The sequence below is a fragment of the Microbacterium sp. NPDC080220 genome, from assembly GCF_040686395.1.
GTDB classification, from domain to species: Bacteria; Actinomycetota; Actinomycetes; order Actinomycetales; family Microbacteriaceae; genus Microbacterium; species Microbacterium gawkjiense.
This window is the reverse complement of sequence record NZ_JBFBOP010000002.1, coordinates 366,068-389,211: the sequence shown is the minus strand read 5'-3', so window position 1 is coordinate 389,211 and position 23,144 is coordinate 366,068. Positions and strand designations below refer to the sequence as shown.

Genomic DNA, 23,144 nt, shown 5'->3' with positions numbered 1-23,144 from the left:
CCACAGCGCGGGCTTCGAAAGCGTTCTCCCCACGGCGTCGGATGCGGCGATCGAGGCTGCGCCTGCGTCGGGATGCTGGCCGCATGGGAATCCGCTACTACGCATATGCCTTCGATGCCGACCGCGCTCAGCAGGCGGTCGATGACCCGCAGAGCATCCTCTCCAGCGATCCGCTTGCTGACGCATGGGGCCTGGAGCCGCACGCGAGCCTGAGTGTCGCGACGTTCGAGCAGGTCTCGCCGAAGCGCGACATGCTCTATCTCGACAAGGCATGGTCTGCTTTGCAGTCCCTCACGCGCTCGGGGCCCCGAAGTCCCGCCGCCGGTTCGTGCTACCGGATGTTCGAGGGGAACGTGACGATGCACGACATGGGGTGGGACCCGTGGGTGAGGACCATCCTTCCGGAGGAGGTGCCGGCGATTCGGGACGACCTCTGCGCCATCGACGAGTCTCAGGTGCGAACGTGGGCGCGCACTTGGCGCAGCCGCCACGGAGCCGGCGATGACGACGAGCTCAACTACGTCCTCGACTACCTCACGCGGGCACAGGAGTTCGTCGAGCCGCTCGCAGCGGACGCCCGTGGAATGGTCTACCTCATCGGGTGATCCGAATGACTCGCATCGCGATCGTGAGGAAGTCCGGGCTCGTGTAGCCGCTCGTGCCGGCGTGCCATGCTCGCTGTATGGCGCGCACGTGGCTGTCGGTGAGGGTGGAGCTCCTGGGCGGGCGGGGTGAGGACCTGTGGCCGTGGCCGGGGCGGATCTTCGCGGTTGCGCCGTCGCACACGTTCCTTGATCTGGCTGAGGCGATCGATGATGCGTTCGCGCGCTGGGATCGCTCGCACCTCTCGGTATTCACGCTCGCCGACGGTCGTGTCATCACCGACGACGAGACCGGGCAGGAGCTGGCGTCCAGTTCGTTCGGGCCGGTGGTGGCCGCTCTGGATATCGAGTCGGCGAAGGTGGGACGGATGCTGACGCTCGGCGCCATGTTCCAGTACACGTTCGATCTCGGCGACAACTGGGTGCACCGATGTGTGGTCGGCGAGCGCAAGATCGATCCGCTCGATACGGTCGGGATCGTGCCCGACAAGCCGCTGCCGTACTGGGGGTGGGGGAGTATCCCCGACCAGTACGGCAGGAACTGGGACGGCGATGACGGCGAGTCGCCGATGCCGCCGCGGCCACGGGTGCTGCATCCGATGCAGGCTCATCGGTGGCCAGCGGCGGATGCTCTGGCGGAGCTCGACATCCGGGCCGTCCGTCAGGCGGTCGCGGCAGCCGATCCGGCGGGTTTCCTCGATGCGCTGACGGGGCGGGAGATCGATGACGCGCTCCAGCAGCTCGGCTCCGGAATGGCCATGGCGTTGCGCAGCCGACGCCGCCAGGCGGAGCCGGTGGCGCTCTCGCTGATAAACCGGCTCATCACGCGCAGCGGCCCTGGGGACCAGGTGCTTTCCGAGGATCTGCTGGCCTTGCTGCGACGCGAGCCGCCCGCAGCGCACACGGCTCCCGTCGACCTCGACGAGCTCAGTTCGCTTCTGGAGGGCGGCTCCGGAGAGTCGAGCACGGTCTACGTCGACCTCCTGACCGGTGAGGCCTTCAGCGGAGACTTCACCGACCCTGCCATCGTTGGCGAGGACGCGGTGATTGATGTCGAGGCGGAACCTGATCGGAGGGTCTGGCTCGAGAGGGCTGGATCGCGGGAGGGGTGGGAGGACATGGAAGCGTTCGCGCTCCGCCAGCGTGATCATGCGTTGCGTGACCGACTCGCCCGTGCGATCGAGGGCGCGGGCGCGTTCCGACGGTTCCGTGACCTCGTCCACGACGAGGGCCTCGCCGAGCAGTGGCGGATCTACTCCGACGACCGCCGATGGGGGAGAGCCCGTGACGCGCTCGCGGATGCCGGCATCCGCGTCTTCTGACAGTGTCGAGCCAGTCCATGTACTGATCCGTCGGTGACGCGTGGTACTCTAATCGCAACAAACGCAACCTCCTGCGTTTACGCGTATTGAGGTGATTCCCGTGTCTCGCGCTGCAGTTGTTGAAGAGACGTACCTTCCCAGCAGAGGAGTCGAGCTTGCCCCTGTGCTGGACTTCCTCACCGCCCATGAGGCCGCTGGCAGGGCTCTTCCCGAGCCAAGGTACTTTCTTGCGGGGGCGCGTCCAGGTGACCAGGTGGAGCTTCCGGAAGAGGTCTACCTCGCTCTCCGCAAGATCGTGGACGCAATGCAGAGTGGGCTTGCCGTTTCGGTTGTGCCCCAGACAACACGGCTGACGACCCAGCAGGCCGCGGATCTTCTGAACGTGAGCCGCCCAACCGTTGTGAAGCTCCTCGACGAGGGTGAGATCCCGTTCGAGAAGGCGGGAACGCACCGACGCGTTCTCCTCGCGGATCTGCTCGAATACCGAGAGCGCCGGCGTGAGCGTCAGTACGACATGCTCGCCGCCACGCGTGATGCTGTTGACGAAGACAACGTCGAGCAGACGCTCGAGGACCTCACGGCGGCGAGGAAGGCGGTCGCAGCGAGGCGGGCTGCGAGCCGTACGTGAGCAGGCTGGCTGGGGAGCTCGCCGAATGCGCACTCGTGCCTTAGAATCATAACTGTTCGTTTGAGCGAAGGGTTACGAATGTCTGAGGTGACCACGGCGGATGCTGCGCGGCGCCTGGGGCTGTCGCAGGAGCGGGTGAGTCAGATGTTGCGGTCCGGCGAACTCGTCGGGCGACGGATCAGCGCGCGGGGCTGGCTCGTCGACCTCGCCTCCGTCGGCGAGCGCGCGCGCATAGCCACCGATGGCGGCCGACCCTGGTCCGAGCGCCGGGTGCGATCGGTCATCGATGCGCTGTCGACCGGTGAGACCACCGACGCGAGAACGCGGGAGCTGATCGGCACGACGGAGACCGACGTGTTGTGGCGCAGACTGGCGCAGTCGGTGACGGTGCGGCGCTTCACCGCCCGGCATCCGGATGTCGCTCGGGACGCTCTGGTACCTACGGGCGAATCCGCGATCGATGTGCTGGGAGAGCGGCTCGTCGGGCAGTCGGACACGATCCACGGGTACCTTCGCGAGGGCGAGCTGGACGACCTCATCGACGACGCTGGACTGGTGGAGCACGGCGACGGCGGGGTTGCGATCCACGCGTTCCGATCCGGGGACCTGTCCTGGATCGTCGGCGATACGGCGCCGCGCGCGCTCGTCGCGGCGGACTGCGCCCGGTCGGCGGCGTCCCGTGTCCGTTCGATCGGAGTGCGCGCGCTCGAAGAGATGAGGCAGGCGTGGCTGACGCGGAACACCTGATCGTCGTCCCGGGTGACGAGCGTCCCTGGAGCCTGCTGATCGAGATCGCCGACGTCACGGCCCCGGGCGATTGGGTGCTGGTTGGTGGGCTCATGGTGCACGCCCACGCGTTGCGCGCCGGCATCACCGCCTCGCGCCCGACCGAAGACGTCGACCTGCTACTGAACATCGCAGCGGCCAGCGTCAGCGCCGTCACGGGTCCGCTCCAGAACATCGGACTCCGCCCGGCGGAGTCTCACGGTCGCAGTGTGCTGCATGGATTCGACCGCGGTGACGAGTCCGTCGATGTCATGGTGGAACGAGGCGCGTCCGCGCGGTGGGCGCGGCGATCGATCTTCCAGGCCCCGGCAGCCCGGCAGGCGATCGACCGCCGAGACTGGTACGACCTGCATGGCGCAGACCGCGTTGTCCGCATTGCGGTGCCGGATGCTCTCGGCGCCATCGTTGCGAAGGCCGCCGCTTACGCCGTCGACCAGCGCGACCGAGGCCGACACCTCGACGATCTTGTGGTGCTAATGGCCGCCGCCGGAGGTCGGCGCGGTCTCGGCCTGGACCGGCTCACCCGACGCGACAAGCAGCACCTGCGGCCCGCGTTCGATCAGCTCGCCGACAGCGGCCACGACGCCTGGATGATTCTCGATGCCAACGACCGCGCCATCGGGCAGCGCGCAGCGGATGCGATCATCGCAGCCATCTCCGCGGCCTGAGTGAGGTCCTCAGGAGCGCCGTAGTGCCGCGACGTCTCTCCGACGGATCGAACCCGGCCGACCGACCGAGGACGCTGTTCGCGACGTCAGAACCCGCGGAATCATGCGTGCCCGGTGATGGCCTCGTCAAGTCGCTTGACGAGGACGAGGAAGGCGTCGGCGGCCCGCTGCTCTTCTGTGCGTGTGTTGGGAGTTGCTCCGGGGAGGAAACTGCGCATGTCGTCGGCGTGCAACTCTGCCGTGACCCTTCCGAGCGCGTGCACGAGCGCGGCGCCGCTATCGCCCACCAACGGGCCTTGGAATCTGACCAGGCCGTCGACTTCTTCGGAGTTCTGCATCAGGGCCGTCAGTGCTTCAAGGAGCAATCCGGCAGGTTCGCCTTCCACAAGGACATCGCTGTTCGTCGTCATGACGCCACGCTACGTCGCGCCCCCGACATCCCCACAGGCTCGCTGCGACGTGTGATGCTGTTGACGAGGAGAACGTCCCGCGGTCGCTGGCGGCTGAGGTCAAGTCCCGAGTGGTGGTGTAGCGCGGTGTCCTTCGATTTGAGGGGTTAGGCCGTGTTGCTAAAGGGTGCTCGTGGGCACGCGGGTGATCCTTGTGTTCGTGGCGCGTGTGGAGATCTCTGATGATGCTTGGGCTGTGATCGGCCCATTGTTTCCGGCCGTGGGCACGACTGGCCGTCCGCCGGTCAACCGTCGCGCGGTGGCCGAGGCGACGGCGTGGCGGTTCCGGACGGGATCGCCGTGGCGGGAGGTGCCCGAGCGGTTCGGGAACTGGAACACGATCTACAAGAACTTCAACCGGTGGGCCGAGCAGGGCGTCTGGACTCGGGTGCTGGAGGCGGTGCAGTCCCTCACGCATCAGCGTGGAGAGTTGGACTGGGTGACTTCGATCGACTCCACGATCGTGCGCGTGCATCAGCACGGCGCGACCCTTCCCCGAGCCACAGGGGGATCCGCCGAACTACAAGAAGTACGGCGAGGAACCGCCTGATCACTCGATCGGTCGCTCTCGAGGCGGGTTGACGACCAAGATCCACCTCGTCTGCGACGGAAAGGGGAGAACCCTGGCGTTCGTCCTCACGGGAGGACAGGTCGCCGACACGAGCATGCTCCCCGACACGATCGACGAGATCCGTGTCGTCGGCGCGAAAGGACGCCCCAGGACCCGTCCGGAACGGGTTATCGCCGACAAGGGCTACCCGTCGAAGAAGAACCGAGCCTGGCTATGCCAGCGAGGAATCGCCACGACCATTCCTGAACGCGACGACCAGATCGCGGACCGTCGCAAGAAGCCCGGCCGGCCGATCGACTTCGGGCGCGATCAGAAACGACGCTACAAAGGCCGTAACGCCGTCGAGCGCTGCTTCAACGAGCTCAAGCAGTGGCGCGGAATCGCGGCCCGATCAGACAAGACCGCCCGGAACTTCCACGCCGGGCTCAGCCTCGCAGCCACCCTCCAATGGGTTTAGCAACACGGCCTAGGCGCTGAGTTCGAGGGTGGTGTCGGTGGCCTCCTCGGTGCTGGTGTCGGCGACGAGGGTGAGTCTGCTTTTGGTGAGGATGTCGAGGCCGAGGTAGCGGCGACCTTCGGCCCATTCGTCGGTCTGTTCGGCGAGGACGGCTCCGACGAGGCGGATGATCGCGTCACGGTTGGGGAAGATTCCGACGGAGTCGGTGCGGCGGCGGATCTCGCGGTTGAGGCGCTCGTTGGGGTTGTTGGACCAGATCTGCTGCCAGAGTCCTTCGGGGAACCCGGTGAACGCGAGGATGTCTGCCCGGGCGGTGTCGAGGTGCTCGAACGCGTCGGGGAGCTTGCCGTCGACGTAGTCCAGGAGCCGGTCGAACTGGGCGTGGACGGCGTCGGCGTCGGGTTGGTCATAGACGGAGTGCAGCATCGCTTTCACCGCTGGCCACATGGTCTTCGGTGTGACGCTCATCAGGTTGGCTGCGTAGTGGGTGCGGCAGCGTTGCCAGACCGCTCCGGGGAGGTTCGCGGCGACCGCTTCGACGAGCCCTGCGTGCGCGTCGGAGGTGACGAGGCGGACCCCGCCGAGGACTCGGGCGACGAGGTCGGCGAAGAAGCTGTTCCAGGCAGCTCCCGTTTCGCTGGTCGCGACGCGTAGACCGAGGACTTCGCGGCGCCCGTCGGCGTTGACCCCGGTCGCGACCAGCACGACCGCGTTGATGACCCGCCCGCCTTCACGGACCTTCATCGTCAAGGCGTCGGCGGCGACGAACGTGAACGGGCCGGCGTCATCGAGCGGGCGGTGGCGGAACTGCTCGACATGCTCGTCGAGCTCGGCCGCCATCCGCGACACCTGCGACTTCGACAGCGAGTGAATCCCGAGCGTCTTGACCAGCTTGTCCATCCGACGCGTGCTCACCCCGGCGAGGTAGCAGTCGGCGACGACCGTGATCATCGCGGTCTCAGCGCGTTTGCGGCGCTCCAGCAGCCACTCCGGGAAGTACGTGCCTTGACGCAGCTTCGGGATCGCGACATCAACGGTCCCGACCCGGGTGTCCAGGTCGCGGTGCCGGTACCCGTTGCGCTGCGCGAGTCGGTCCGGGCTGGGCTTGCCCCATTCCGCGCCGACCACGGCGTCCGCGTCGGCGGACAGCAGCGCGTTGATCATCGTCTGCAGCAGGCTGCGCATCAGATCCGGCGACGCATCGGAGAGGGCTTCAGCGAGCACGCTCGCAGGGTCGACAATATGAGGTGCGGTCATCGTGATGATTCCGTTCGAGTGAGAAGTAGAGAGCTTTCTCGAAGGATCACACGGTGACCGCGCCCACGTCAGGAACGACGAGCCGGGCCACCATGCGCTACAACACTATGCGGGACTCAGCTGGCCGAACGTCAGACTGGCGCGGATCGACTGACCCGTCACGCGTTTCGCCTGCGCTCCGGCAGCTGGTTAGGCTGGCCAGCGGCTCGGAAACCGGAAGCCTCCGCCTTGAGCGCCGCCGTCGGTCGGCGCGAGAGCCGCGACCCGCACCGCTCCGCGGTCATCTCATCCAGGAGGCTCCTCCATGTCCGCCGTCGCCACCACCACGTCGGGGAGTCTTCCCCGCACCCAGGCCCTGATCGACGCGAATGCGGCCCGCCCGCTCGCCGACGACGGCTTCACCCTCCAGTCGACGGCCGAGTTCGCGCAGCTCACGGCGCAGGCGGTCGCGGATGTCGTGCAGCGCCAGCGCGACGCGGGCATTACCCTGGTCGGCGACGGCGAGTTCGGCAAGGCGATGTCGAACGCCGTCGACTACGGCGCCTGGTGGTCGTACTCGTTCCAGCGTGCGGCCGGGCTCTCGCTCACCGATGTCAACGCGTTCAACGAGCCGCCGGTCCGCTCGGAGCCGGGTGCGGTGAGGCTGACGAGCTTCCTCGATCGCCGCGACCGGCAGCTGTTCCCCGCCGTCTACGCGGAGGCGGTCGACACCGGTCACGGGGCCACGGCGTTCCCGACGACGACCGGCCCGATCACCTACCGGGGACACGAGGCGGTCGCCGCCGACATCCGCCACCTCACTTCGACGCTGGGTGACGGTGAGCAGGGCTTCCTCACGGCGATCGCGCCGGGATCGGCCGCTCGCGTGCGAAACGAGCACTACGCCACCGACGAGGAGCACATCTGGGCGTGGGCCGAGGCTCTGCGCGAGGAGTACCGCGCCATCGTCGAGGCGGGTCTCATCGTGCAGCTCGACGACCCGTCGCTCGCCGAGAACTTCGACCAGATCAACCCCGAGCCCTCCATCGCCGACTACCAGGCGTTCACGCAGATCCGCGTCGACGCGATCAACCACGCGATCGCCGGACTGCCGAAGGAGCAGGTGCGACTGCACCTGTGCTGGGGATCCTGGCACGGCCCGCACACCACCGACGTGGAGCTGAAGGACATCCTCCCCGTGATCCTGCAGGCGAACGTGGGCTCCATCTCGTTCGAGGCCGGAAACGTGCGCCACGAGCACGAGTTCGGGGTGTGGGCGGACGCGAGCGTGCCCGACGACCTCGTCCTCGTTCCCGGCGTGGTCAGCCACGCCACGAACGTGGTCGAGCACCCTGAGCTCGTCGCGCAGCGCATCCGCCGGTTCGCCGGCATCGTGGGCGCCGACCGCGTGATCGCCTCGACCGACTGTGGCCTCGGCGGTCGGGTGCACGCCGACATCGCGTGGGCGAAGCTCGCCGCGCTCGGCGAAGGCGCCCGTCGCGCCTGACGGTCGGGTTCATCAAGGCGGACGGATGCTGCGCACGCGGCATCCGTCTCTCTTGACCCGCCGGGCGCGTAACGGAATCTTCTCCGGGGGAAACATGTTCGCATTCCGCCCGTAGCCAGATCGAAACGGTGCGTCCGTCTACTGGATTCATGACTCCCGCCACGCAAGCCCCTGCAGAGACCTCGGCACACGTCTCGACCCGTGTGAACATCGCCCTGCTGGGCGTGCGCAGCGACGCCCCGGTGCGCCGGGCCGGCGGCGCCGGCCCCAGCGACGACGGGCACTTCATCCTCAATGGCGACGGCGCCGCGATCCCCCTCAATCCTGCCAGCCCGTACGTGGTCACCGCGAGCGGACGTCTGATGCGCGACGGCGCCGATCTCGGCTTCGACGTCGCGCCGGTGGTCCGCCCCAAGTTCTACGACCTCGAGACGGCCGAGGGCGTCAATTACGAGAAGATCGCGAAGCTCCACGGCCGCAACGTGCTGGCGACCACCGTCGTGCAGACCTGCATCCGCTACGACGAGAGCGAGCGCTGCCGGTTCTGCGCCATCGAGGCCTCGCTCGACGCGGGGCTGACCGTCGCCGTGAAGACCCCCGCCATGCTCGCGGAGGTCGCCGAGGCCGCGGTGCGGCTGGACGGCGTCACCAACATGGTGATGACCACGGGCACGTCGAACGGCTGGGACCGCGGGGCCAAGCACCTCGCCCGCTGCGTGCGGGCCGTGAAGGCCGCGGTGCCCGACCTCGAGATCCAGGTGCAGTGCGAGCCGCCGGCGGACCTCCGTGCGATCACCGACCTCTACGAGGCCGGCGCCCGGTCGATCGGCATCCACGTCGAGTCCATGGACGACGAGGTGCGCCGGCGCTGGATGCCGGGCAAGTCCCGCGTGAGCATGGACGAGTACCGCGCCGCCTGGCGCGAAGCGGTGCGCGTGTTCGGCTGGAACCAGGTCTCGACGTACCTGCTGGTGGGCATGGGGGAGGACCCCGATGAATTGGTCGAAGGCGCGCGCGAGCTCATCGAGATGGGCGTGTACCCCTTCGTGGTGCCGTTTCGGCCGCTGAAGGGCACGCTCGCGACCGATGTCGACAAGGTACCGGCCCCGCATCGCGGGGTGCTCAACTCCGTCACGAGCCGCGTGGCTGCGCTGCTCCAGGCGGCGGGCATGCGCGGCGAGGACCAGCGTGCGGGGTGCGCCGCCTGCGGTGCCTGCAGCGTGCTGAAGACAGCGGGAGCCTGACCATGTTCGAGGTCCCGGCCCTCACCGGCGCCCGCCTCCGGCAGGCGCGCCCGGCCGCGTGGGTCATCGAACGGGCCGATGCTGTGCAGACGGCCGCGTACCGGGCGATCCGGCGCGACGTGTTCGTCGCCGAGCAGGGGATCTTCGACGCCGACGACTCCGACCGCATCGACGACGACCCTCGAACGATCGTGCTCGTCTGCGTCGACGACGTGGGCCAGGTGCTCGGCGGCGTCCGCCTCGCCCCCGCCGTCGAGGGGCGTGACATCGGCTGGTGGACGGGGTCTCGGCTCGTGGTGCGCCGAGACGCGCGCGGAGCCGGCGGCATCGGGTCGGCTCTCGTGCGCGAGGCGTGCGCCACGGCCCTCGCGCATGGCGTGCTGCGGTTCGAGGCGACGGTGCAGGAGCGCAACGAGCCGCTGTTCGTGCACCTCGGCTGGCAGACGTGGGGACGCACCGAGATCGGCGGCGCGCCCCACGTGCGCATGCGGTGGCCCATCGATCGCATCCAGCAGCTCGTGCAGGCGACCAAGAACCCCCTCGGCGCCCTGGTCGGCGTCCTGCGCGAAGATGATCCGCGCGCACTCGGCGGGGCAGGATTCGTCGGCGACGACGGATCCCCGGTGCCCGGCAGCGACGTGGTCGCCGCGTGCGACGCCATCCTCCCCGCGATGGTCGAACGCGATCCGGAGTGGGCGGGCTGGTGCGCGGTCCTCGTGAACGCGAACGACCTGTCCGCCATGGGTGCCAAGCCGGTCGGACTGCTCAACGCCGTGGCGGCTCCGACGGCGTCGTTCGCCCAACGCGTGCTCGGAGGACTGCGCAGCGGCGCGGATGCGTGGGGGATCCCCATCCTCGGCGGCCACACCCAGCTCGGCGTCGCGTGCGCGCTGTCGGTGACCGCGCTCGGTCGCACCAAGCGCCCGGTCCCGGGGGGTGGCGGGCGCGTCGGCGACGACCTCAGCCTGACGGTCGACCTGCACGGGTCCTGGCGGCGCGGCTTCGAGGGGAGACAGTGGGACACCACCTCGGCCCGCTCCGGCGCCGAGCTGCGAGAACTCGGCGCGCTCGTGCGTCGAGCGCTGCCCGCGGCGGCCAAAGACGTCAGCATGGGCGGCATCGTGGGAAGCGCGGCGATGCTGGCCGAGGCATCCGGAACCGGTCTCACGATCGACGTCGCCGCCGTCCCTGCCCCCGACGACGTGTCGTTCGGGGACTGGCTCACGTGCTTCCCCGGCTTCGGCATGCTCACCGCGGACCGTCCGGGCCGCTCGCGCATGCGCTCCGACCTCGCCGCGACCTCCGTCGTGGGCAGACTCCACGGCGGAGACGAGGTGCGCCTGCGCTGGCCCGACGGCGTCGAGACCTCGGCTGTCGGCGTGCCGCCCACCGGGCTGGGGCCGGCCGGCGCGTTGTAACGGGACCTCATTCCGGACGAAACCATTCCGAAACATCCGCCCACCAGCCTGGAACCACGCTCCACCCCAGCTCCACCCCCGGCTCCACCCGTGCTCCACCTGACGAAAGAGAGACCCCCATGGCCGAAGACATCGACGCCCAGATCGCCGAGAACATCGCCCGCTCGCTCGCCGAGATCCCGCACCCGTCGCTGCCCAAGGGCACGAACATCTACGGGTCGACCAAGCTGTTCCCCGACTTCCAGGCCGAAGACGGCGAGACGTACTTCACGCTCATCCACGGCATCCCCCACGAGTCGTCGGTGAGCTTCGTCGCGATCCTGCAGGCCACCCGGGCCCTGCGCAAGGGCTTCGAGTCGGCGATCTACTTCTACGGCCCCGGCACGCTCGCCTGCACCGCGAACCGCGGCTTCCCGACGACCGGCGACTCCGGCTTCCCGGGTGAGATGAACACCAACGGCTCGCTCGAGACGTTCATCAAGGAGGGCGGCACCGTCTACGCCTGCCGCTTCGGGATGGCGCTGCACGGCATGCGCGAGGAGGACCTCATCGAGGGCGTGATCCCCGCGCACCCGCTCGACGTGCAGGACGCGCTCATCTACTACGCGCGCAAGGGCGCCATCATCAACTCCACCTACAACCTCTGAGGCGCGGAAGATGACAGTCACCGTCGCATCGGTCTCGGCGAACTTCACGCGAGACCTCGATCAGAACTACGCGCTCATCGAGCAGCTGCTCGAAGACGCGCGCGCACAGGGCGCACGCCTGGTGGCCTTCCCCGAGGCGGCCATCGGCGGGTACCTGTCGTCGCTCGGCAACCACGGCGACACCGTCCAGACCACCAAGCGCTCGCTCCCGCCGGCGGTCCGCCTGGACGGCCCCGAGATCCGCAAGGTGCAGGAGCTCGCCGGCGACACGGTCCTCACCATCGGCTTCTGCGAGCTCGACGACGACGGCGAGACCCGGTACAACGCCGCGGTCTGCCTCGACGGCGGGAACATCTACGGTTCGTACCGCAAGGTGCACCAGCCGCTCGGCGAGAACATGTCGTACTCGGCGGGTTCCGGCTACACGGCGTTCGACACCCCGGTAGCCCGCGTCGGGATGCAGATCTGCTACGACAAGGCGTTCCCGGAGGCGGCGCGCATGCTCGCGCTCGACGGCGCCGAGGTCATCGTGAGCATGTCGGCGTGGCCGGCGGCGCGCACCGCGACCGCCGAGAACCTGCAGGACGACCGGTGGACCTACCGGTTCAACCAGTTCGACATCGCGCGGGCGCTCGACAACCAGGTGTTCTGGATGGCCTCGAACCAGTCCGGCACCTTCGGGTCGCTGCGCTACGTCGGCAACGCGAAGGTCGTCGACCCGGGCGGCAACATCCTCGCCACGACGCTGCTCGGCGCCGGGCTCGCCGTCTCGGAGATCGACATCGACGGCACGTTCCGCACCATGCGCGGGGGGATGTTCCACCTGCGTGACCGCCGCCCCGACGTGTACGGCCCGGTCAGCGAGACCGACGCCGCGCACGCCAACCGCTGGAGGGAGCTCGCCCATGCCTGAGATGACCTTCTCCGTCCGCTGGCCCGACGGCCGTGAGACGTCGCACTATTCGCCGAGCCTCGTGATGCACGACTTCCTGCAGGTCGGCGAGCGCTACCCGGTCTCGGACTTCGTCGGTCGCACCAGCGAGGCCCTCGCGCTCGCGAGCGAGCGCGTGCGCGCCAAGTACGGCTTCGCGTGCACCTCCGCGATGCACTCCGAGGAGAAGATTGCCGCCGCCGCGGCGGCATCGCCCGCGGGCGAGGTCGAGATCGTCGCGATGGAGCCGGCGCTTCCGGGAGGTGCCGCATGATCCCCGTCAGCCTTCAGCCGGGCGACCACTTCGAGGCCGTCGTCGTCGGCGGTGGCCAGGCCGGCCTGTCGGTGAGCCGCCATCTCGTCGAGGCGGGTGTCGGCCACGTCGTCATCGAGCGTGACAGTGTCGCCCACGAGTGGCGCGACGGTCGCTGGGACAACTTCACCCTCGTGACGCCGAACTGGCACTGCCGGCTCCCCGGCTACCCGTACGACGGCGGTGACCCCGACGGCTTCATGACGCGCGACGAGGTCTACGCCTGGGTGCGCCGGTACGCCGACACGTTCGACGCCCCCGTGGCGGAAGGCGTCTCGGTCTCGCTGGTGGAGCAGCGCGCCGGCGGCGGGTTCGTCGTGCACACCAGTGCCGGCGTGATCACCGCAGACACGGTCACGTCGGCGACGGGCGGGTATCACGTGCCGGTGACGCCCGCATGGGCCGACAGCATCCCTCACGAGATCGTGCAGGTGCACTCGCACGAGTACTTCAACGCCGCCCAGCTTCCCGACGGCCCGGTCCTCATCGTGGGATCGGGACAGTCCGGGACGCAGATCGCGGAGGACCTGCTCCTCGAGGGGCGCGACGTGCACCTCGCGCTCGGCCGGGCGCCGCGCGTCGCGCGCTTCTACCGCGGCAGGGACTGCATGACGTGGCTCGCCGACATGGGCGTCTACGACGTGCCGGTCGCGACCCGGGGCCTCGCGAAGCGCGAGTCGACGAACCACTACGTCACGGGGCGTGACGGCGGGCGTGACATCGATCTGCGCGAGTTCTCGCTGCGAGGGATGACGCTGCACGGCCGCGCGACCGGGTTCGACGACGGCGCGTTCCGCTTCGACGAGTCGCTGCCCGCGAACCTGGATTACGCCGACTCGGTCGCCGAGTCGATCAAGAACGACATCGACCGCTACATCGAGCGCGAGGGGATCGACGCCCCCGTCGAGGACCGCTACACCCCGGTATGGCAGCCCGCTGAGGGGCCTACGGCGATCGCCGCCGGCGACATCCGCTCGATCGTGTGGTCGATCGGGTTCCGTGCCGACTGGTCGTGGCTCGGAGACCTCGACGTGCTCGACCATGAGGGTCACCCCGCGCACGCGTGGGGCGCCACGGCGGTGCCGGGATTCCAGTTCATCGGCTTGCCCTGGATGAACACCTGGGGCTCGGGCCGGTTCCACGCGATCGCGCGGGACGCCGAGCACGTCGCCGGCCTCATCACGTCGGCTGTGCGCGAACCGGCGGCCGTCGCGTGACCGGCGGATGCCGGGCAATACGCTGATCGAATGGCCACAGTCACCATGGCGGGCGTCGCGGCACACTTCGGTCGCGACATCGAGCGCACCCTCGCGAAGCTGCCCGGCGTCATCGAGCAGGCGCGCGAGAAGGGCGTCGACCTGCTGGTGCTGCCGGACGCCACCATCGGCGGCTACCTGTACGACCTGCAGCATCCGTCCGTCGAGGTCGACAGCGCCCCGCGCGCTGTCGGCCTCGACGGGCCGGAGGTCTCCGCGGTGGCCGCGCTCGCGCGCGACATGACGGTGTGCTTCGGCGTCGCCGAGCGCGCCGTCGTCGACGGCGCCGAGGTCCGGTACAACACGGCGGTCTGCGTGACCGGCGACGGGATCCTCGGCACGCACCGCAAGGTCCATCTCCCGCTCGGGGAGTCCGACGTGTACCGGGCGGGCGACGAGTTCTCGGCGTTCGACACCCCCGTCGGGCGCCTGGGCATGCTGATCGACTTCGACAAGACGTTCCCGGAGTCTGCGCGCTCGCTGGTGCTCGACGGCGCCGAGATCCTCGCGTGCCTCAGCGCCTGGCCGGCGAGCGTCACCGACCGCTCTGACCGGATCCGCAACGACCGGCAGGCGCACCTGTTCGACCTCTACGACAGCGCACGGGCGGCCGAGAATCAGGTCTACCTCGTGTCGTCGAACCAGACCGGCGTGCTGGGCGGCCTCCGCTTCCTCGGGCAGGCGAAGATCGTCGACCCCGCGGGCGAGATCGTGGCGAAGACCTGGGCCAAGGGCGGACTCGCGATCGCGACCGCAGACGTCTCGGCATCCATCGCGCGCGCCCGCCGCTCGCTCAACCACATCAACCAGCGCGCTGAGCACGCGTATCGCTGCACCACCAGCGTGTAACGCGGCTCGGCGCGGCCCTCGGGAAGGACCGGCGTGAGGATTGCCCAGATCACCTACTCGACGAAGCCGCGCGGCGGCGTCGTCCACACCCTCGCCCTGTCGGAGGCGCTCGCCGCCCGCGGGCACGAGGTGGAGGTCTGGACGCTCGGCCGCGGTGACGACACCGCCTTCTTCCGGCCGGTCGACCCGGCCGTGCGGCTGCGTGTCGTCCCGTTCGCCGCCGTCGACGGCGAGGACGTCGGCGAGCGCATCGAGCGGTCCATCGAGGTCATGGCGCAGGCGTTCTCGAGTGACGCCGATGTGGTGCACGCGCAGGACTGCATCTCGGCGAACGCCGTCATCGCCGCGGGCCGTGCGTGCGTGCGCACGATCCACCACCTCGACGCCTTCACGACGCCCCGGCTCATCGAGTGCCACGATCGTGCCATCCACGAGCCCATCGCGCGTATCTGCGTGTCCCGGGCCGTCGCCGCCGAGGTCGCCGAACTGTACGGCCACGCCGCGACGGTCATTGCGAACGGGGTCGCCGCCGAGCGCTTCGAGACCGCCGCGGGGCCTCGGGGCGCGGCGGCGCGCGAGGCCTGGCAGGCGCGGCTCGGATGCTACGTGCTCGCGCTCGGCGGGATCGAACCGCGCAAGGGCTCGATCGACCTGCTCGAGGCGTTCGCACAGCTGCGCGGAACGAGACCCGACCTGGCGCTCGTCTTCGGCGGTGGCGAGACGCTGTTCGACTACCGGCCGTATCGCGAGGAGTTCGAGCGCCGCGCCGCCGAGCTCGGCGTGACCCCCGTGGTCCTGGGAACTCTCGCCGACGACGATGTGCCGCCGCTGGTCGCCGGCGCAGCCGCCCTCGGGTTCGTCTCGACGAAGGAGGGGTTCGGGCTCGCGGCGATGGAGGCGCTCGCCGCCGGGACCCCCGTCGTCGCCCGCGATCTGCCCGTGCTTCGTGAGGTCTTCGGCGACGCCGTCACGTACGCGCACGATGTGTCGGGCATCGCGGCAGGGCTCGCCCGGGTGACGGCGGGGCGAGGCGCCCCGGATGCCGAGGCGGGTCGACGGCTCACGCACTCGTATTCATGGGATGCTGCCGCCGCCGCCCATGAGGAGTTCTACCGCGATCTGCTCGGCGCGAAGGGAGGGGGTCGTGCGACAGACGATCTCGTCGATCATCGCTGACCGCGCCGCCCGGACGCCTGACGAGGTGCTCGTCGTCGACGAGGCCGGCGAGCTGACGGCGCGAGAGCTCGAGGAGTCGGCCACGAGGCTCGCCGTGGAGCTGCGCGCCCGGGGCGTGCGGCAGGACGACCTCGTCGCGGTATCGCTGCCGAACGGACGTGACTTCGTGATCGCCTGCGCGGCGATCTGGAAGGCGGGGGCGACTCCGCAGCCGGTGAGCGCTGCGCTCACGGACGACGAGCGCTCGCGCGTCGAGGCCGTCGCACGCCCCGCCGCCGCGATCGGGACGAGACCGGCATCCGCCGGCATCGAGTGGTTCGAGTCCGTGTCGGCGCCGGCGGGCTTGGACGTGCTGCCCGATCTCGCCGCCGCGTCCTGGAAGGCGCCGACCACTTCCGGTTCGACCGGGATGCCCAAGGTCGTGCGCGCCACCGCACCGGCGCTGTTCGACCCCACCCGGCCCGTCGCGGACTTCCTGCCGATGCGGGCGGTGCAGCTCGTGGCGGGGCCGATGACCCACTCGGCCACCTTCACCTATGCGTTCCGTGGGCTTCTCACCGGGCACCGGCTGATTGTGCTGCCGAGGTTCGATGAGCGTGCGTGGCTCGACGCCGTCGAGCGGCACGGCGTCACGTGGGCGCTCGTCGTGCCGACGATGATGCATCGCCTGCTGCGCGTGCCCGCCGCCGAGCGCGAACCCGCACGGCTCCGCTCGATCGAATCGCTGCTGCACATGGGGGCGCCGTGCGGTGTCGACCTCAAGCGGGCGTTCCTCGACTGGATCGGGGCGGAGCGGGTCGTCGAGGTGTACGCCGGCTCGGAGTCGAACGGGCTCACGATGATCCGCGGCGACGAGTGGCTCGATCGCCCCGGCAGCGTCGGCCGGCCCATCGGCGGGACCGAGGTCCGGATCCGTCGCCCCGACGGAACTCGGAGCGCGCCGGGCGAGGTGGGCGAGATCTGGATGAAGCGCGGGCAGCAGGCGGCGTACGAGTACATCGGCGCCGCTTCGCGTCGCGACGACGAGGGGTGGGACACCCTGGGCGACCTCGGTAGCCTCGACGCGGACGGCTACCTGTTCCTCCGCGATCGCTCGGACGACGTGATCAACCGCGGCGGGGAGAAGATCTACCCGGCCTTCGTCGAGGCCGTCCTCGAGCAGCACCCGGCGGTGCGCGGCGCGGTCGTGTTCGGCGTCGCCGACGAAGCGCTTGGGCAGCGGGTCGAGGCGGTGGTCGACATCGGCGCGGCGAGCGTCGTTGAATCCGAGCTCGCGGCGTGGGCGCGCGCGCGGCTCGGCGTGCGCGCGCCGGCGGGCATGCGGCTCGTGCGAGAGCCGGTGCGCAGCGACGCGGGCAAGACGTCGCGGCGCTCGTGGGCGACGAGCGCGGTCGGCTCCCGCTCGGTGTAGGCGAGACTGCGACCATGCCCATCCAGCACACCGTCGTGTTCCGTCTGCGCCACCAGTCCGGCTCCCGGGAGAAGACCGCGTTCACGCTGGCGAACGGTGCACTCGGACGGCTCCACCTCTCCGGATTCCCCCACCTGCTCAGCACCGATCGGAAGGCACTCGTCTCCGAAGCCGTCCGGGTTCACAAGGATCTGCGTCCTTTCATCCGGACCGCCACCCCGTCATGGCCGCTCGGTCTCGCGCAGCGAGACGAGCAGTGGCAGGCCCTCGCCCTGCGCGACCGGACGCAGACCGTGCTGACGCTGTGGCATCAGGACGGCACGGCGACGGACGTGCGGGTGTCGCTGCCTTCTCTTCGGGGCCGCGATGTCCACGTCGAGGTCCTCTTCCCGGCCGGCGCTCCGGCGTGGGGAATCGCGTGGTCCTCCGAGGACGAGGTCCTGGAGGTGACCGCGGCGAACGCCTCCCTGACCGCGCGGGTGCTGCGACTGACTCCGCAGTAGTGTTACGGCCGGACTTGCACGGCCGCCGCGCACCCCGCATCGTCGGAGGATGAGCGCCCCGTCTCCGATCGGATCCCACCCGTTCGACCGGATCAATCGGTCGCGGTTCGATCGTCCCGAGAGCCGTAAGTGGAGCCTGCACCCGGGGTCCGTCGGCGCGTGGGTGGCCGAGATGGACTTCGGCATCGCGCCGCCGGTCTCGGAGGCGTTGCAGCGAGCGGTGACCGACGGCATCCTCGGCTATCTGTCCCCGCCGCTCGCGGCCGAACTCGGGCACGCGACGGCGGACTGGATGCGGACGGAATACGGGTGGCAGGTCGACCCCGAGCGGGTGCACCCGGTGTCGGACGTCATGGCCGCCCTCGGCGTCGCGATCACCGAGTACGCGCCGGCGGGGTCGGCGGTGATCGTGCCCACCCCCGCGTACATGCCCTTCCTCACCTACCTGCCGACCATCGGACACCCCGTCGTGGAGGTACCCGGAGCCGTGGTGGACGGCCGCTGGCAGCACGACCTCGACGGCATCGACGCGGCCTTCGCCGCCGGGGCGCGGACGCTCGTGCTGTGCAACCCGCACAACCCGACCGGCACCGTTCTGACCCGCGCAGAGCTGACCGCGCTCGCCGAGGTCGTCGAACGGCACGGCGGCCGGGTGTTCGCCGACGAGATCCATGCACCGCTGCGGTACGACGGCGCGCCCCACGTGCCGTACGCGTCGCTGTCCGAGGCGACGGCGGCCCACACGATCACCGGCACGAGCGCGTCGAAGGCGTGGAACCTCGCCGGGGTGAAGACCGCGCAGCTCATCACCTCGAACGACGCCGACCAGGCCGCGTACCGCCGCTTCGGGTTCGCGGTGCAGCACGGCGCGGCGACCGTCGGCGTCGTCGCGGCGATCGCCGCCTACCGCGAGGGGCGGCCGTGGCTCGACGAGGTGATCGCGTACCTGGATGCCGAGCGGCACGAGCTCGGGCGACTGCTCGCCGAGCACCTCCCGGGCGCGCGGTACACCCCGCCGCAGGCGACCTACATCGGGTGGATCGACGCGGCCGGCCTCGACCTGCCGACATCGCCGGCGACCTTCTTCCGCGAGGAGGCGGGAGTCGTCCTCACCGACGGCGCGTTGCTCGGCCGTGGCTACGAAGACTTCGTCCGCATCGTGTTCGCGACGCCGCGCCCGGTCCTGCGCGACGCCGTCCACGCGATGGGGGATGCCGCCCGCCGCGTCGCAGGCGCCTGATCAGCGGCTCTCAGAGACCGGCGACCTGCTCCTCCTCGTCGGGCTCCGGCACGATGCGGAGTCCGCCGGGGGAGTTCGCGGTGGCCATGAGGCTCTCGATCCACGCGGGGTTCAGCGGGCCGCTGGAACGGCTCTGGTAGCGCACGTCCCAACTGGTGGAGACGCCCACCCAGCGCGAGACGCGGCCGCTTCCGAGGCTGGGGTCGACCGTCCACGTGATGATGAACGGCTCGCGGCGCCGCAGTTTCGTCACCATCACGACTTCGAGGTGAGCGAGGAGGCGGTCATCGAGCGTGACCGTCTCGGAGCCGAATGCCAAACGTCCCATCAGCGCAAGCTTACGCTGTAAGCATGCGGATCCGCCGAGAAAGGGGGAGGATCGGCGTGGAGGCTCCTCATGAGCAGACAGACCGATCGTGCGATCACGCCGCGACTGAGTCGCGCAGGGATCGTCGACGCGGCGCTCGAGCTGGTCGATCGCGCGGGTCCCGCGGGACTGTCGATGCGCGCCCTGGGCAATCACCTGGGTGTTGAAGCGATGTCGCTGTACCGCCACGTTCACGGCAAAGAGGACCTCCTCGAAGGCGTCGTCGACCTGCTGACGTCGGAGCTCACCGAGGTGATGGAGCGCGAGGCCGAGGAGCATTGGCAGACGTTCCTGCAGAACGTGGCCCACGCCGTGCGCGAGATCGCGATCACGCATCCGCTCGCCTTCCCCCTCATCGCGACCCGCCACCCCGCCGCGCCGTGGTTGCGCCCGCCGCTGCGCAGCATCGAGGCCGTCGACATCCTTCTGCGCGTCCTGCTGGCGCACGGGTTCTCCGACGAGCAGGCCGTCCGTGCCTATCGCGGCTTCAGCAGCTTCCTGCTCGGTCAGCTGCTCCTCGAGGCCGCCGTCCGCGGTGCCGACGTCGGTGGGGCGGGGGCCGCGTCCGGGACGGGGGAGCCTTCCTTCTCGGGCCAGGGCGAGGGCGACCTGGACGACGCACCGCAGGTGCGCCGACTGCGCCCCCTCCTGAGCGAGGACCACAGCAAGGAGGAGTTCGAGACCGCCCTCGAGGTCCTCCTCGACAGGCTCGAAGCCGAGCTGTCGCCGTAGCGCGCAGATCACTCTTCGGCGACAGTTCGTGGGCTGACGAGGCCTGGTGCGTCTGGGATGATGGCGGCATGATCATCGCCGGCTTGGTGTTCGCGGCGCTCGGCGCCGCCATCCACGTCTACATCTTCTATCTGGAGTCGATCGCATGGTCGGGGGCAGCGGCGCGGCGCACCTTCGGCACGACGGACGAGACCGTGCACGTCACGAAGCCGTTCGCCTACAACCAGGGCTTCTACAACCTCTTCCTCGCGATCGCCGTCTTCCTCGGCATCGTCTTCGTTGCGACCGGGTCGACCGCGATCGGCGCGACCCTCGTCTTCGTCGGCGCCGGGTCGATGGTGGCTGCCGGTCTCATGCTGCTGCTGTCGGATCGCTCCAAGGCGCGCGCCGCGATGATCCAGCTGACGGCGCCGCTGCTCGGTGTCGTCCTGCTCGCGATCGGACTGGCGCTCTGAGACTCGCGGTCGTCGGCGCCGGCAAGATCGTCGCCGAGTTCCTGCCCCACGCCCAGCGCATCCCCGGACTCACCCTCGCCGCCATCGTGGGCACCGAGCGCAGCAGGGCGAAGCTCCAGCAGACGGCGGCGACCCACGGCATCCCGTCCGTCTTCACCGACCTCGACGCCTGTCTCGCCGACCCCGCCGTCGACACCGTGTGGGTCGCGGTGCCGAACGTGCTGCACGCCCACGTCGCGCGGCGGGCGCTGCTCGCCGGAAAGAACGTCGTCTGCGAGAAGCCGTTCGTGCTGCGTGCCGAGGACCTCGCTGAGCTCCGCACGCTCGCCGAGGAGCGCGGGCTGATTCTCGTGGAGGCCATCAGTACGCAGTACCTCGCGAACGTCGAGTGGATGCGGCAGAACCTCAGCCGCCTCGGCGACCTACGGCTCGTGCAGAGCGAGTACTCGCAGTACTCCTCGCGGTACGACGCGTTCCGCGCGGGGGACGTCGCGCCCGCCTTCGACCCGTCGGCCGGCGGCGGCGCCCTCATGGACCTCGGGATCTACGCGCTGCACCTGGTCTTCGGCCTCGTCGGCGCCCCCGACTCGGTCGTCTACACGCCCCGGATGGAACGCGGTGTCGACACGTCGGGTGTCGCCGTCCTCGGCTACCCCGACCTGACAGCCGTCTGCGTCGCCGCGAAGGACTCGCCGGGCCCCTCGCGCACGAAGATCCAGGGGACGGAGGGCGTCATGATCGTCGACGGGCCGCCCAACGAGATCGCCGCCGTCGAGCTGCTGCTGCGGGACGGGACGAGCGAGCGCATCGCCCTCGACGACGACCCGCATCGGATGACCGCGGAGTTCCGGGCCTTCGTGCGGATGATCGCCGAGCGCGATCTCGCCGAGCGCGACCGGCGGCTCGACCACAGCGCGGCGGTGCTCGACGTCGCCCTCCGCGCCGTCGCGTCCGCGGGCCTCCGCCTCGGCTGAGGCGCCCCGATAGCCTGACGGGATGAGCGCCGTCACCCGAGCAGAAGAGCCCGTCGCCTGGTCGGAGGGGACCTGGACGACCCCGCCGCAGGCAGTGGTGGAGCAGGACGGGATGCTGCGCGTCACCGCCGTCGAGGGCAGCGACGCGTGGCGGCTCACCTCGTACGGGTTCGTCCACGACACCGAGCACGCGCTGCTCGCGCCGCTCCCCGACGGGACCGCGATGGAGGTCGCCTTCGACGCGACCTTCGAGGCGCAGTTCGACCAGGCCGGACTGTTCGTCCGGGTGGACGAGACGCGGTGGGTGAAGGCCGGTGTGGAGTTCTCGGACGGCGCACTGCAGCTGGGCGCGGTCGTCACCGACGGTATGTCGGACTGGTCGCTCGCTCCCGTGCCGGAGTGGCTCGGCCGCCGCATCACGGTGCGCGTGAGCCGGGACGGGAACGCGCTCACCGTGCGGGCGGGCGCCGACGACGAGCCGCTGCGGCTGGTCCGCGTGATCCCCTTCGCGGCCGGTCTGGATGCCGCGGCGGGCCCGTTCGTCTGCGCCCCGACCCGTGCCGGGCTGACCGTCGCCATCGCGTCGTGGCGGCGGGGCTCCGCCGACGCGGAGCTGCACTGACGGCCCGAGGCAGGGCGCCGAGGCAGGGCGCCGACGCGGTAGCCTCCCGGCATGACCGTGCGCACCGTGATCCTGTCGGGTGCCGGCCGGTACGCCGACCCGTGGCATCCCTTCGCCGAGACCTCCGCCCGACTCGCGGCGATCCTGCAGGGAATCGGTCACGACGTGACGGTCCGCGAGGACGTGGACGCCGCCATGGCGTCGCTCGCGGACGCCGACCTCCTCGTCGTCAACGCGGGCGATCCGTGGCGCGGCGGGGAGCGGGGAGTGGATGCCGCGGCCGTCGCCGCGTTCGATGCGGCACTCGACCGCGGGATCGGCGTCCTCGCGATGCACTGCGCGGTCGCCTCGCTGCGCGACTACCCGCGCTGGGCGGGTGCGACCGGGGCGGTCTGGCTGCCGACGCTGTCGTTCCATCCGCCGTTCGGCCGGGTCGTGGTCGACGCCCGGGACGGGGTGCCGTTCACCGTCGAGGACGAGCGCTACTGCGCGCTGCAGGCCACCGGCGACCGGGACGTCATCGCGTGGCACGGGGGCGACGCCGGTCACCGCGAGCCGACGGCGTGGCGGCGCACGGTCGGCCCCTCCCGCGTCGCGGTGGACGTGCTCGGTCACGACGCGCGCTCGTACGACGCGCCCGGGCACGCCGCGCTCGTCGCGGACCTGGCCGCCTGGGCCGCCGCCACGCGCTGAACACCAAGGGGTACCGCTTCGAGCTCGGCGCCTCGGACTGACACGTCCCCGCGACGGGCGCAACCCCCTCGCTCGCGTGCTCCCCTC

27 protein-coding genes are annotated in these 23,144 nt (G+C 70.1%); 24 read left to right on the top strand and 3 right to left on the bottom strand.

All coding sequences use genetic code 11. The annotated features are described in order from the left end of the window. Window positions 1–83: 83 nt before the first annotated feature. The 5 genes from AB0P29_RS05470 to AB0P29_RS05450 all read left to right on the top strand — a co-directional run bounded on the left by AB0P29_RS05470 (window position 84) and on the right by AB0P29_RS05450 (window position 4,006). A complete protein-coding gene (locus tag AB0P29_RS05470; RefSeq protein ID WP_363378997.1) occupies window positions 84–605 on the top strand; it encodes a DUF1877 family protein in 522 nt (173 codons plus the stop codon). 77 nt (window positions 606–682) lie between these two features. Beyond that, window positions 683–1,924 (top strand): hypothetical protein, encoded by a 1,242-nt coding sequence (locus AB0P29_RS05465; RefSeq protein WP_363378996.1) that lies wholly within the window; start codon window positions 683–685, stop codon window positions 1,922–1,924. Between the two features lie 163 nt (window positions 1,925–2,087). Further along, the gene (locus AB0P29_RS05460; protein WP_363378995.1) at window positions 2,088–2,552 is read left to right on the top strand and encodes a helix-turn-helix domain-containing protein; all 465 of its coding nucleotides are present in this window, start codon (window positions 2,088–2,090) and stop codon (window positions 2,550–2,552) included. A gap of 78 nt (window positions 2,553–2,630) precedes the next feature. Further along, window positions 2,631–3,299 (top strand): hypothetical protein, encoded by a 669-nt coding sequence (locus AB0P29_RS05455; RefSeq protein ID WP_363378994.1) that lies wholly within the window; start codon window positions 2,631–2,633, stop codon window positions 3,297–3,299. Next, the gene (locus AB0P29_RS05450; RefSeq protein ID WP_363378993.1) at window positions 3,278–4,006 is read left to right on the top strand and encodes a hypothetical protein; all 729 of its coding nucleotides are present in this window, start codon (window positions 3,278–3,280) and stop codon (window positions 4,004–4,006) included. Before AB0P29_RS05455 ends, AB0P29_RS05450 begins: the two co-directional genes overlap by 22 nt. Before the next feature lie 101 nt (window positions 4,007–4,107). Here the strand turns inward: AB0P29_RS05450 and AB0P29_RS05445 are convergent, their stop codons facing one another. After that, window positions 4,108–4,416: a hypothetical protein gene (locus tag AB0P29_RS05445; protein WP_363378992.1), complete on the bottom strand. Its 309-nt coding sequence runs from the start codon at window positions 4,414–4,416 to the stop codon at window positions 4,108–4,110. Between the two features lie 166 nt (window positions 4,417–4,582). Between AB0P29_RS05445 and AB0P29_RS05440 the strand changes: the two genes are divergently transcribed. Both AB0P29_RS05440 and AB0P29_RS05435 read left to right on the top strand, forming a co-directional pair. Then, window positions 4,583–5,005 (top strand): IS5 family transposase, encoded by a 423-nt coding sequence (locus AB0P29_RS05440; RefSeq protein WP_363378991.1) that lies wholly within the window; start codon window positions 4,583–4,585, stop codon window positions 5,003–5,005. Window positions 5,006–5,033: 28 nt separating this feature from the next. After that, on the top strand, window positions 5,034–5,483 hold the full coding sequence (locus AB0P29_RS05435; RefSeq protein ID WP_363378990.1) for an IS5 family transposase: 450 nt from the start codon (window positions 5,034–5,036) through the stop codon (window positions 5,481–5,483). Window positions 5,484–5,492: 9 nt separating this feature from the next. Here the strand turns inward: AB0P29_RS05435 and AB0P29_RS05430 are convergent, their stop codons facing one another. After that, complete coding sequence (locus AB0P29_RS05430) at window positions 5,493–6,740, bottom strand: IS256 family transposase (RefSeq protein WP_363378989.1); 1,248 nt, start codon at window positions 6,738–6,740, stop codon at window positions 5,493–5,495. A gap of 304 nt (window positions 6,741–7,044) precedes the next feature. Here AB0P29_RS05430 and AB0P29_RS05425 point away from each other — a divergent pair, with 304 nt between their 5' ends. The 12 genes from AB0P29_RS05425 (at window position 7,045) to AB0P29_RS05370 (ending at window position 19,214) form a co-directional block, all read left to right on the top strand. After that, window positions 7,045–8,226: a cobalamin-independent methionine synthase II family protein gene (locus AB0P29_RS05425; protein ID WP_363378988.1), complete on the top strand. Its 1,182-nt coding sequence runs from the start codon at window positions 7,045–7,047 to the stop codon at window positions 8,224–8,226. Between the two features lie 149 nt (window positions 8,227–8,375). Then, window positions 8,376–9,470: an MSMEG_0568 family radical SAM protein gene (locus tag AB0P29_RS05420; protein ID WP_363378987.1), complete on the top strand. Its 1,095-nt coding sequence runs from the start codon at window positions 8,376–8,378 to the stop codon at window positions 9,468–9,470. A 2-nt stretch (window positions 9,471–9,472) separates the two neighbouring features. Next, window positions 9,473–10,888, top strand: coding sequence for an MSMEG_0567/sll0787 family protein (locus AB0P29_RS05415; RefSeq protein ID WP_363378986.1), 1,416 nt, complete (start codon window positions 9,473–9,475; stop codon window positions 10,886–10,888). Window positions 10,889–11,007: 119 nt separating this feature from the next. Next, complete coding sequence (locus tag AB0P29_RS05410; protein WP_363378985.1) at window positions 11,008–11,535, top strand: MSMEG_0572/Sll0783 family nitrogen starvation response protein; 528 nt, start codon at window positions 11,008–11,010, stop codon at window positions 11,533–11,535. Window positions 11,536–11,545: 10 nt separating this feature from the next. After that, window positions 11,546–12,448: a carbon-nitrogen hydrolase family protein gene (locus AB0P29_RS05405; RefSeq protein ID WP_363378984.1), complete on the top strand. Its 903-nt coding sequence runs from the start codon at window positions 11,546–11,548 to the stop codon at window positions 12,446–12,448. Beyond that, window positions 12,441–12,740: an MSMEG_0570 family nitrogen starvation response protein gene (locus tag AB0P29_RS05400; RefSeq protein ID WP_363378983.1), complete on the top strand. Its 300-nt coding sequence runs from the start codon at window positions 12,441–12,443 to the stop codon at window positions 12,738–12,740. Before AB0P29_RS05405 ends, AB0P29_RS05400 begins: the two co-directional genes overlap by 8 nt. Further along, complete coding sequence (locus AB0P29_RS05395) at window positions 12,737–13,996, top strand: MSMEG_0569 family flavin-dependent oxidoreductase (RefSeq protein ID WP_363378982.1); 1,260 nt, start codon at window positions 12,737–12,739, stop codon at window positions 13,994–13,996. The genes AB0P29_RS05400 and AB0P29_RS05395 overlap by 4 nt, the downstream gene beginning before the upstream one ends. Window positions 13,997–14,026: 30 nt before the next feature. After that, on the top strand, window positions 14,027–14,884 hold the full coding sequence (locus tag AB0P29_RS05390; protein ID WP_363378981.1) for a carbon-nitrogen hydrolase family protein: 858 nt from the start codon (window positions 14,027–14,029) through the stop codon (window positions 14,882–14,884). Window positions 14,885–14,917: 33 nt separating this feature from the next. Then, window positions 14,918–16,060 (top strand): MSMEG_0565 family glycosyltransferase, encoded by a 1,143-nt coding sequence (locus AB0P29_RS05385; RefSeq protein ID WP_363378980.1) that lies wholly within the window; start codon window positions 14,918–14,920, stop codon window positions 16,058–16,060. Further along, a complete protein-coding gene (locus AB0P29_RS05380) occupies window positions 16,029–17,471 on the top strand; it encodes an AMP-binding protein (RefSeq protein ID WP_363378979.1) in 1,443 nt (480 codons plus the stop codon). The genes AB0P29_RS05385 and AB0P29_RS05380 overlap by 32 nt, the downstream gene beginning before the upstream one ends. A gap of 14 nt (window positions 17,472–17,485) precedes the next feature. Further along, window positions 17,486–17,974: a hypothetical protein gene (locus AB0P29_RS05375; protein WP_363378978.1), complete on the top strand. Its 489-nt coding sequence runs from the start codon at window positions 17,486–17,488 to the stop codon at window positions 17,972–17,974. Window positions 17,975–18,023: 49 nt separating this feature from the next. Next, a complete protein-coding gene (locus AB0P29_RS05370) occupies window positions 18,024–19,214 on the top strand; it encodes an aminotransferase class I/II-fold pyridoxal phosphate-dependent enzyme (protein ID WP_363378977.1) in 1,191 nt (396 codons plus the stop codon). A 10-nt stretch (window positions 19,215–19,224) separates the two neighbouring features. On the opposite strand, the gene AB0P29_RS05365 is transcribed toward AB0P29_RS05370, so the two are convergent. Further along, a complete protein-coding gene (locus AB0P29_RS05365; RefSeq protein WP_363378976.1) occupies window positions 19,225–19,542 on the bottom strand; it encodes a hypothetical protein in 318 nt (105 codons plus the stop codon). Window positions 19,543–19,611: 69 nt separating this feature from the next. On the opposite strand from AB0P29_RS05365, the gene AB0P29_RS05360 reads away from it, so the two are divergent. The 5 genes from AB0P29_RS05360 to AB0P29_RS05340 all read left to right on the top strand — a co-directional run bounded on the left by AB0P29_RS05360 (window position 19,612) and on the right by AB0P29_RS05340 (window position 23,057). Beyond that, window positions 19,612–20,313 (top strand): TetR/AcrR family transcriptional regulator C-terminal domain-containing protein, encoded by a 702-nt coding sequence (locus AB0P29_RS05360; protein WP_363378975.1) that lies wholly within the window; start codon window positions 19,612–19,614, stop codon window positions 20,311–20,313. 68 nt (window positions 20,314–20,381) lie between these two features. Next, window positions 20,382–20,768 (top strand): DUF1304 domain-containing protein, encoded by a 387-nt coding sequence (locus AB0P29_RS05355; RefSeq protein WP_363378974.1) that lies wholly within the window; start codon window positions 20,382–20,384, stop codon window positions 20,766–20,768. After that, window positions 20,765–21,742: a Gfo/Idh/MocA family oxidoreductase gene (locus AB0P29_RS05350; protein ID WP_363379056.1), complete on the top strand. Its 978-nt coding sequence runs from the start codon at window positions 20,765–20,767 to the stop codon at window positions 21,740–21,742. Before AB0P29_RS05355 ends, AB0P29_RS05350 begins: the two co-directional genes overlap by 4 nt. A gap of 22 nt (window positions 21,743–21,764) precedes the next feature. Further along, window positions 21,765–22,364, top strand: a complete 600-nt coding sequence (locus tag AB0P29_RS05345) for a DUF1349 domain-containing protein (protein WP_363378973.1) — start codon at window positions 21,765–21,767, stop codon at window positions 22,362–22,364. Between the two features lie 51 nt (window positions 22,365–22,415). Beyond that, window positions 22,416–23,057, top strand: a complete 642-nt coding sequence (locus tag AB0P29_RS05340; RefSeq protein ID WP_363378972.1) for a ThuA domain-containing protein — start codon at window positions 22,416–22,418, stop codon at window positions 23,055–23,057. The last annotated feature ends 87 nt before the right edge of the window (window positions 23,058–23,144 follow it).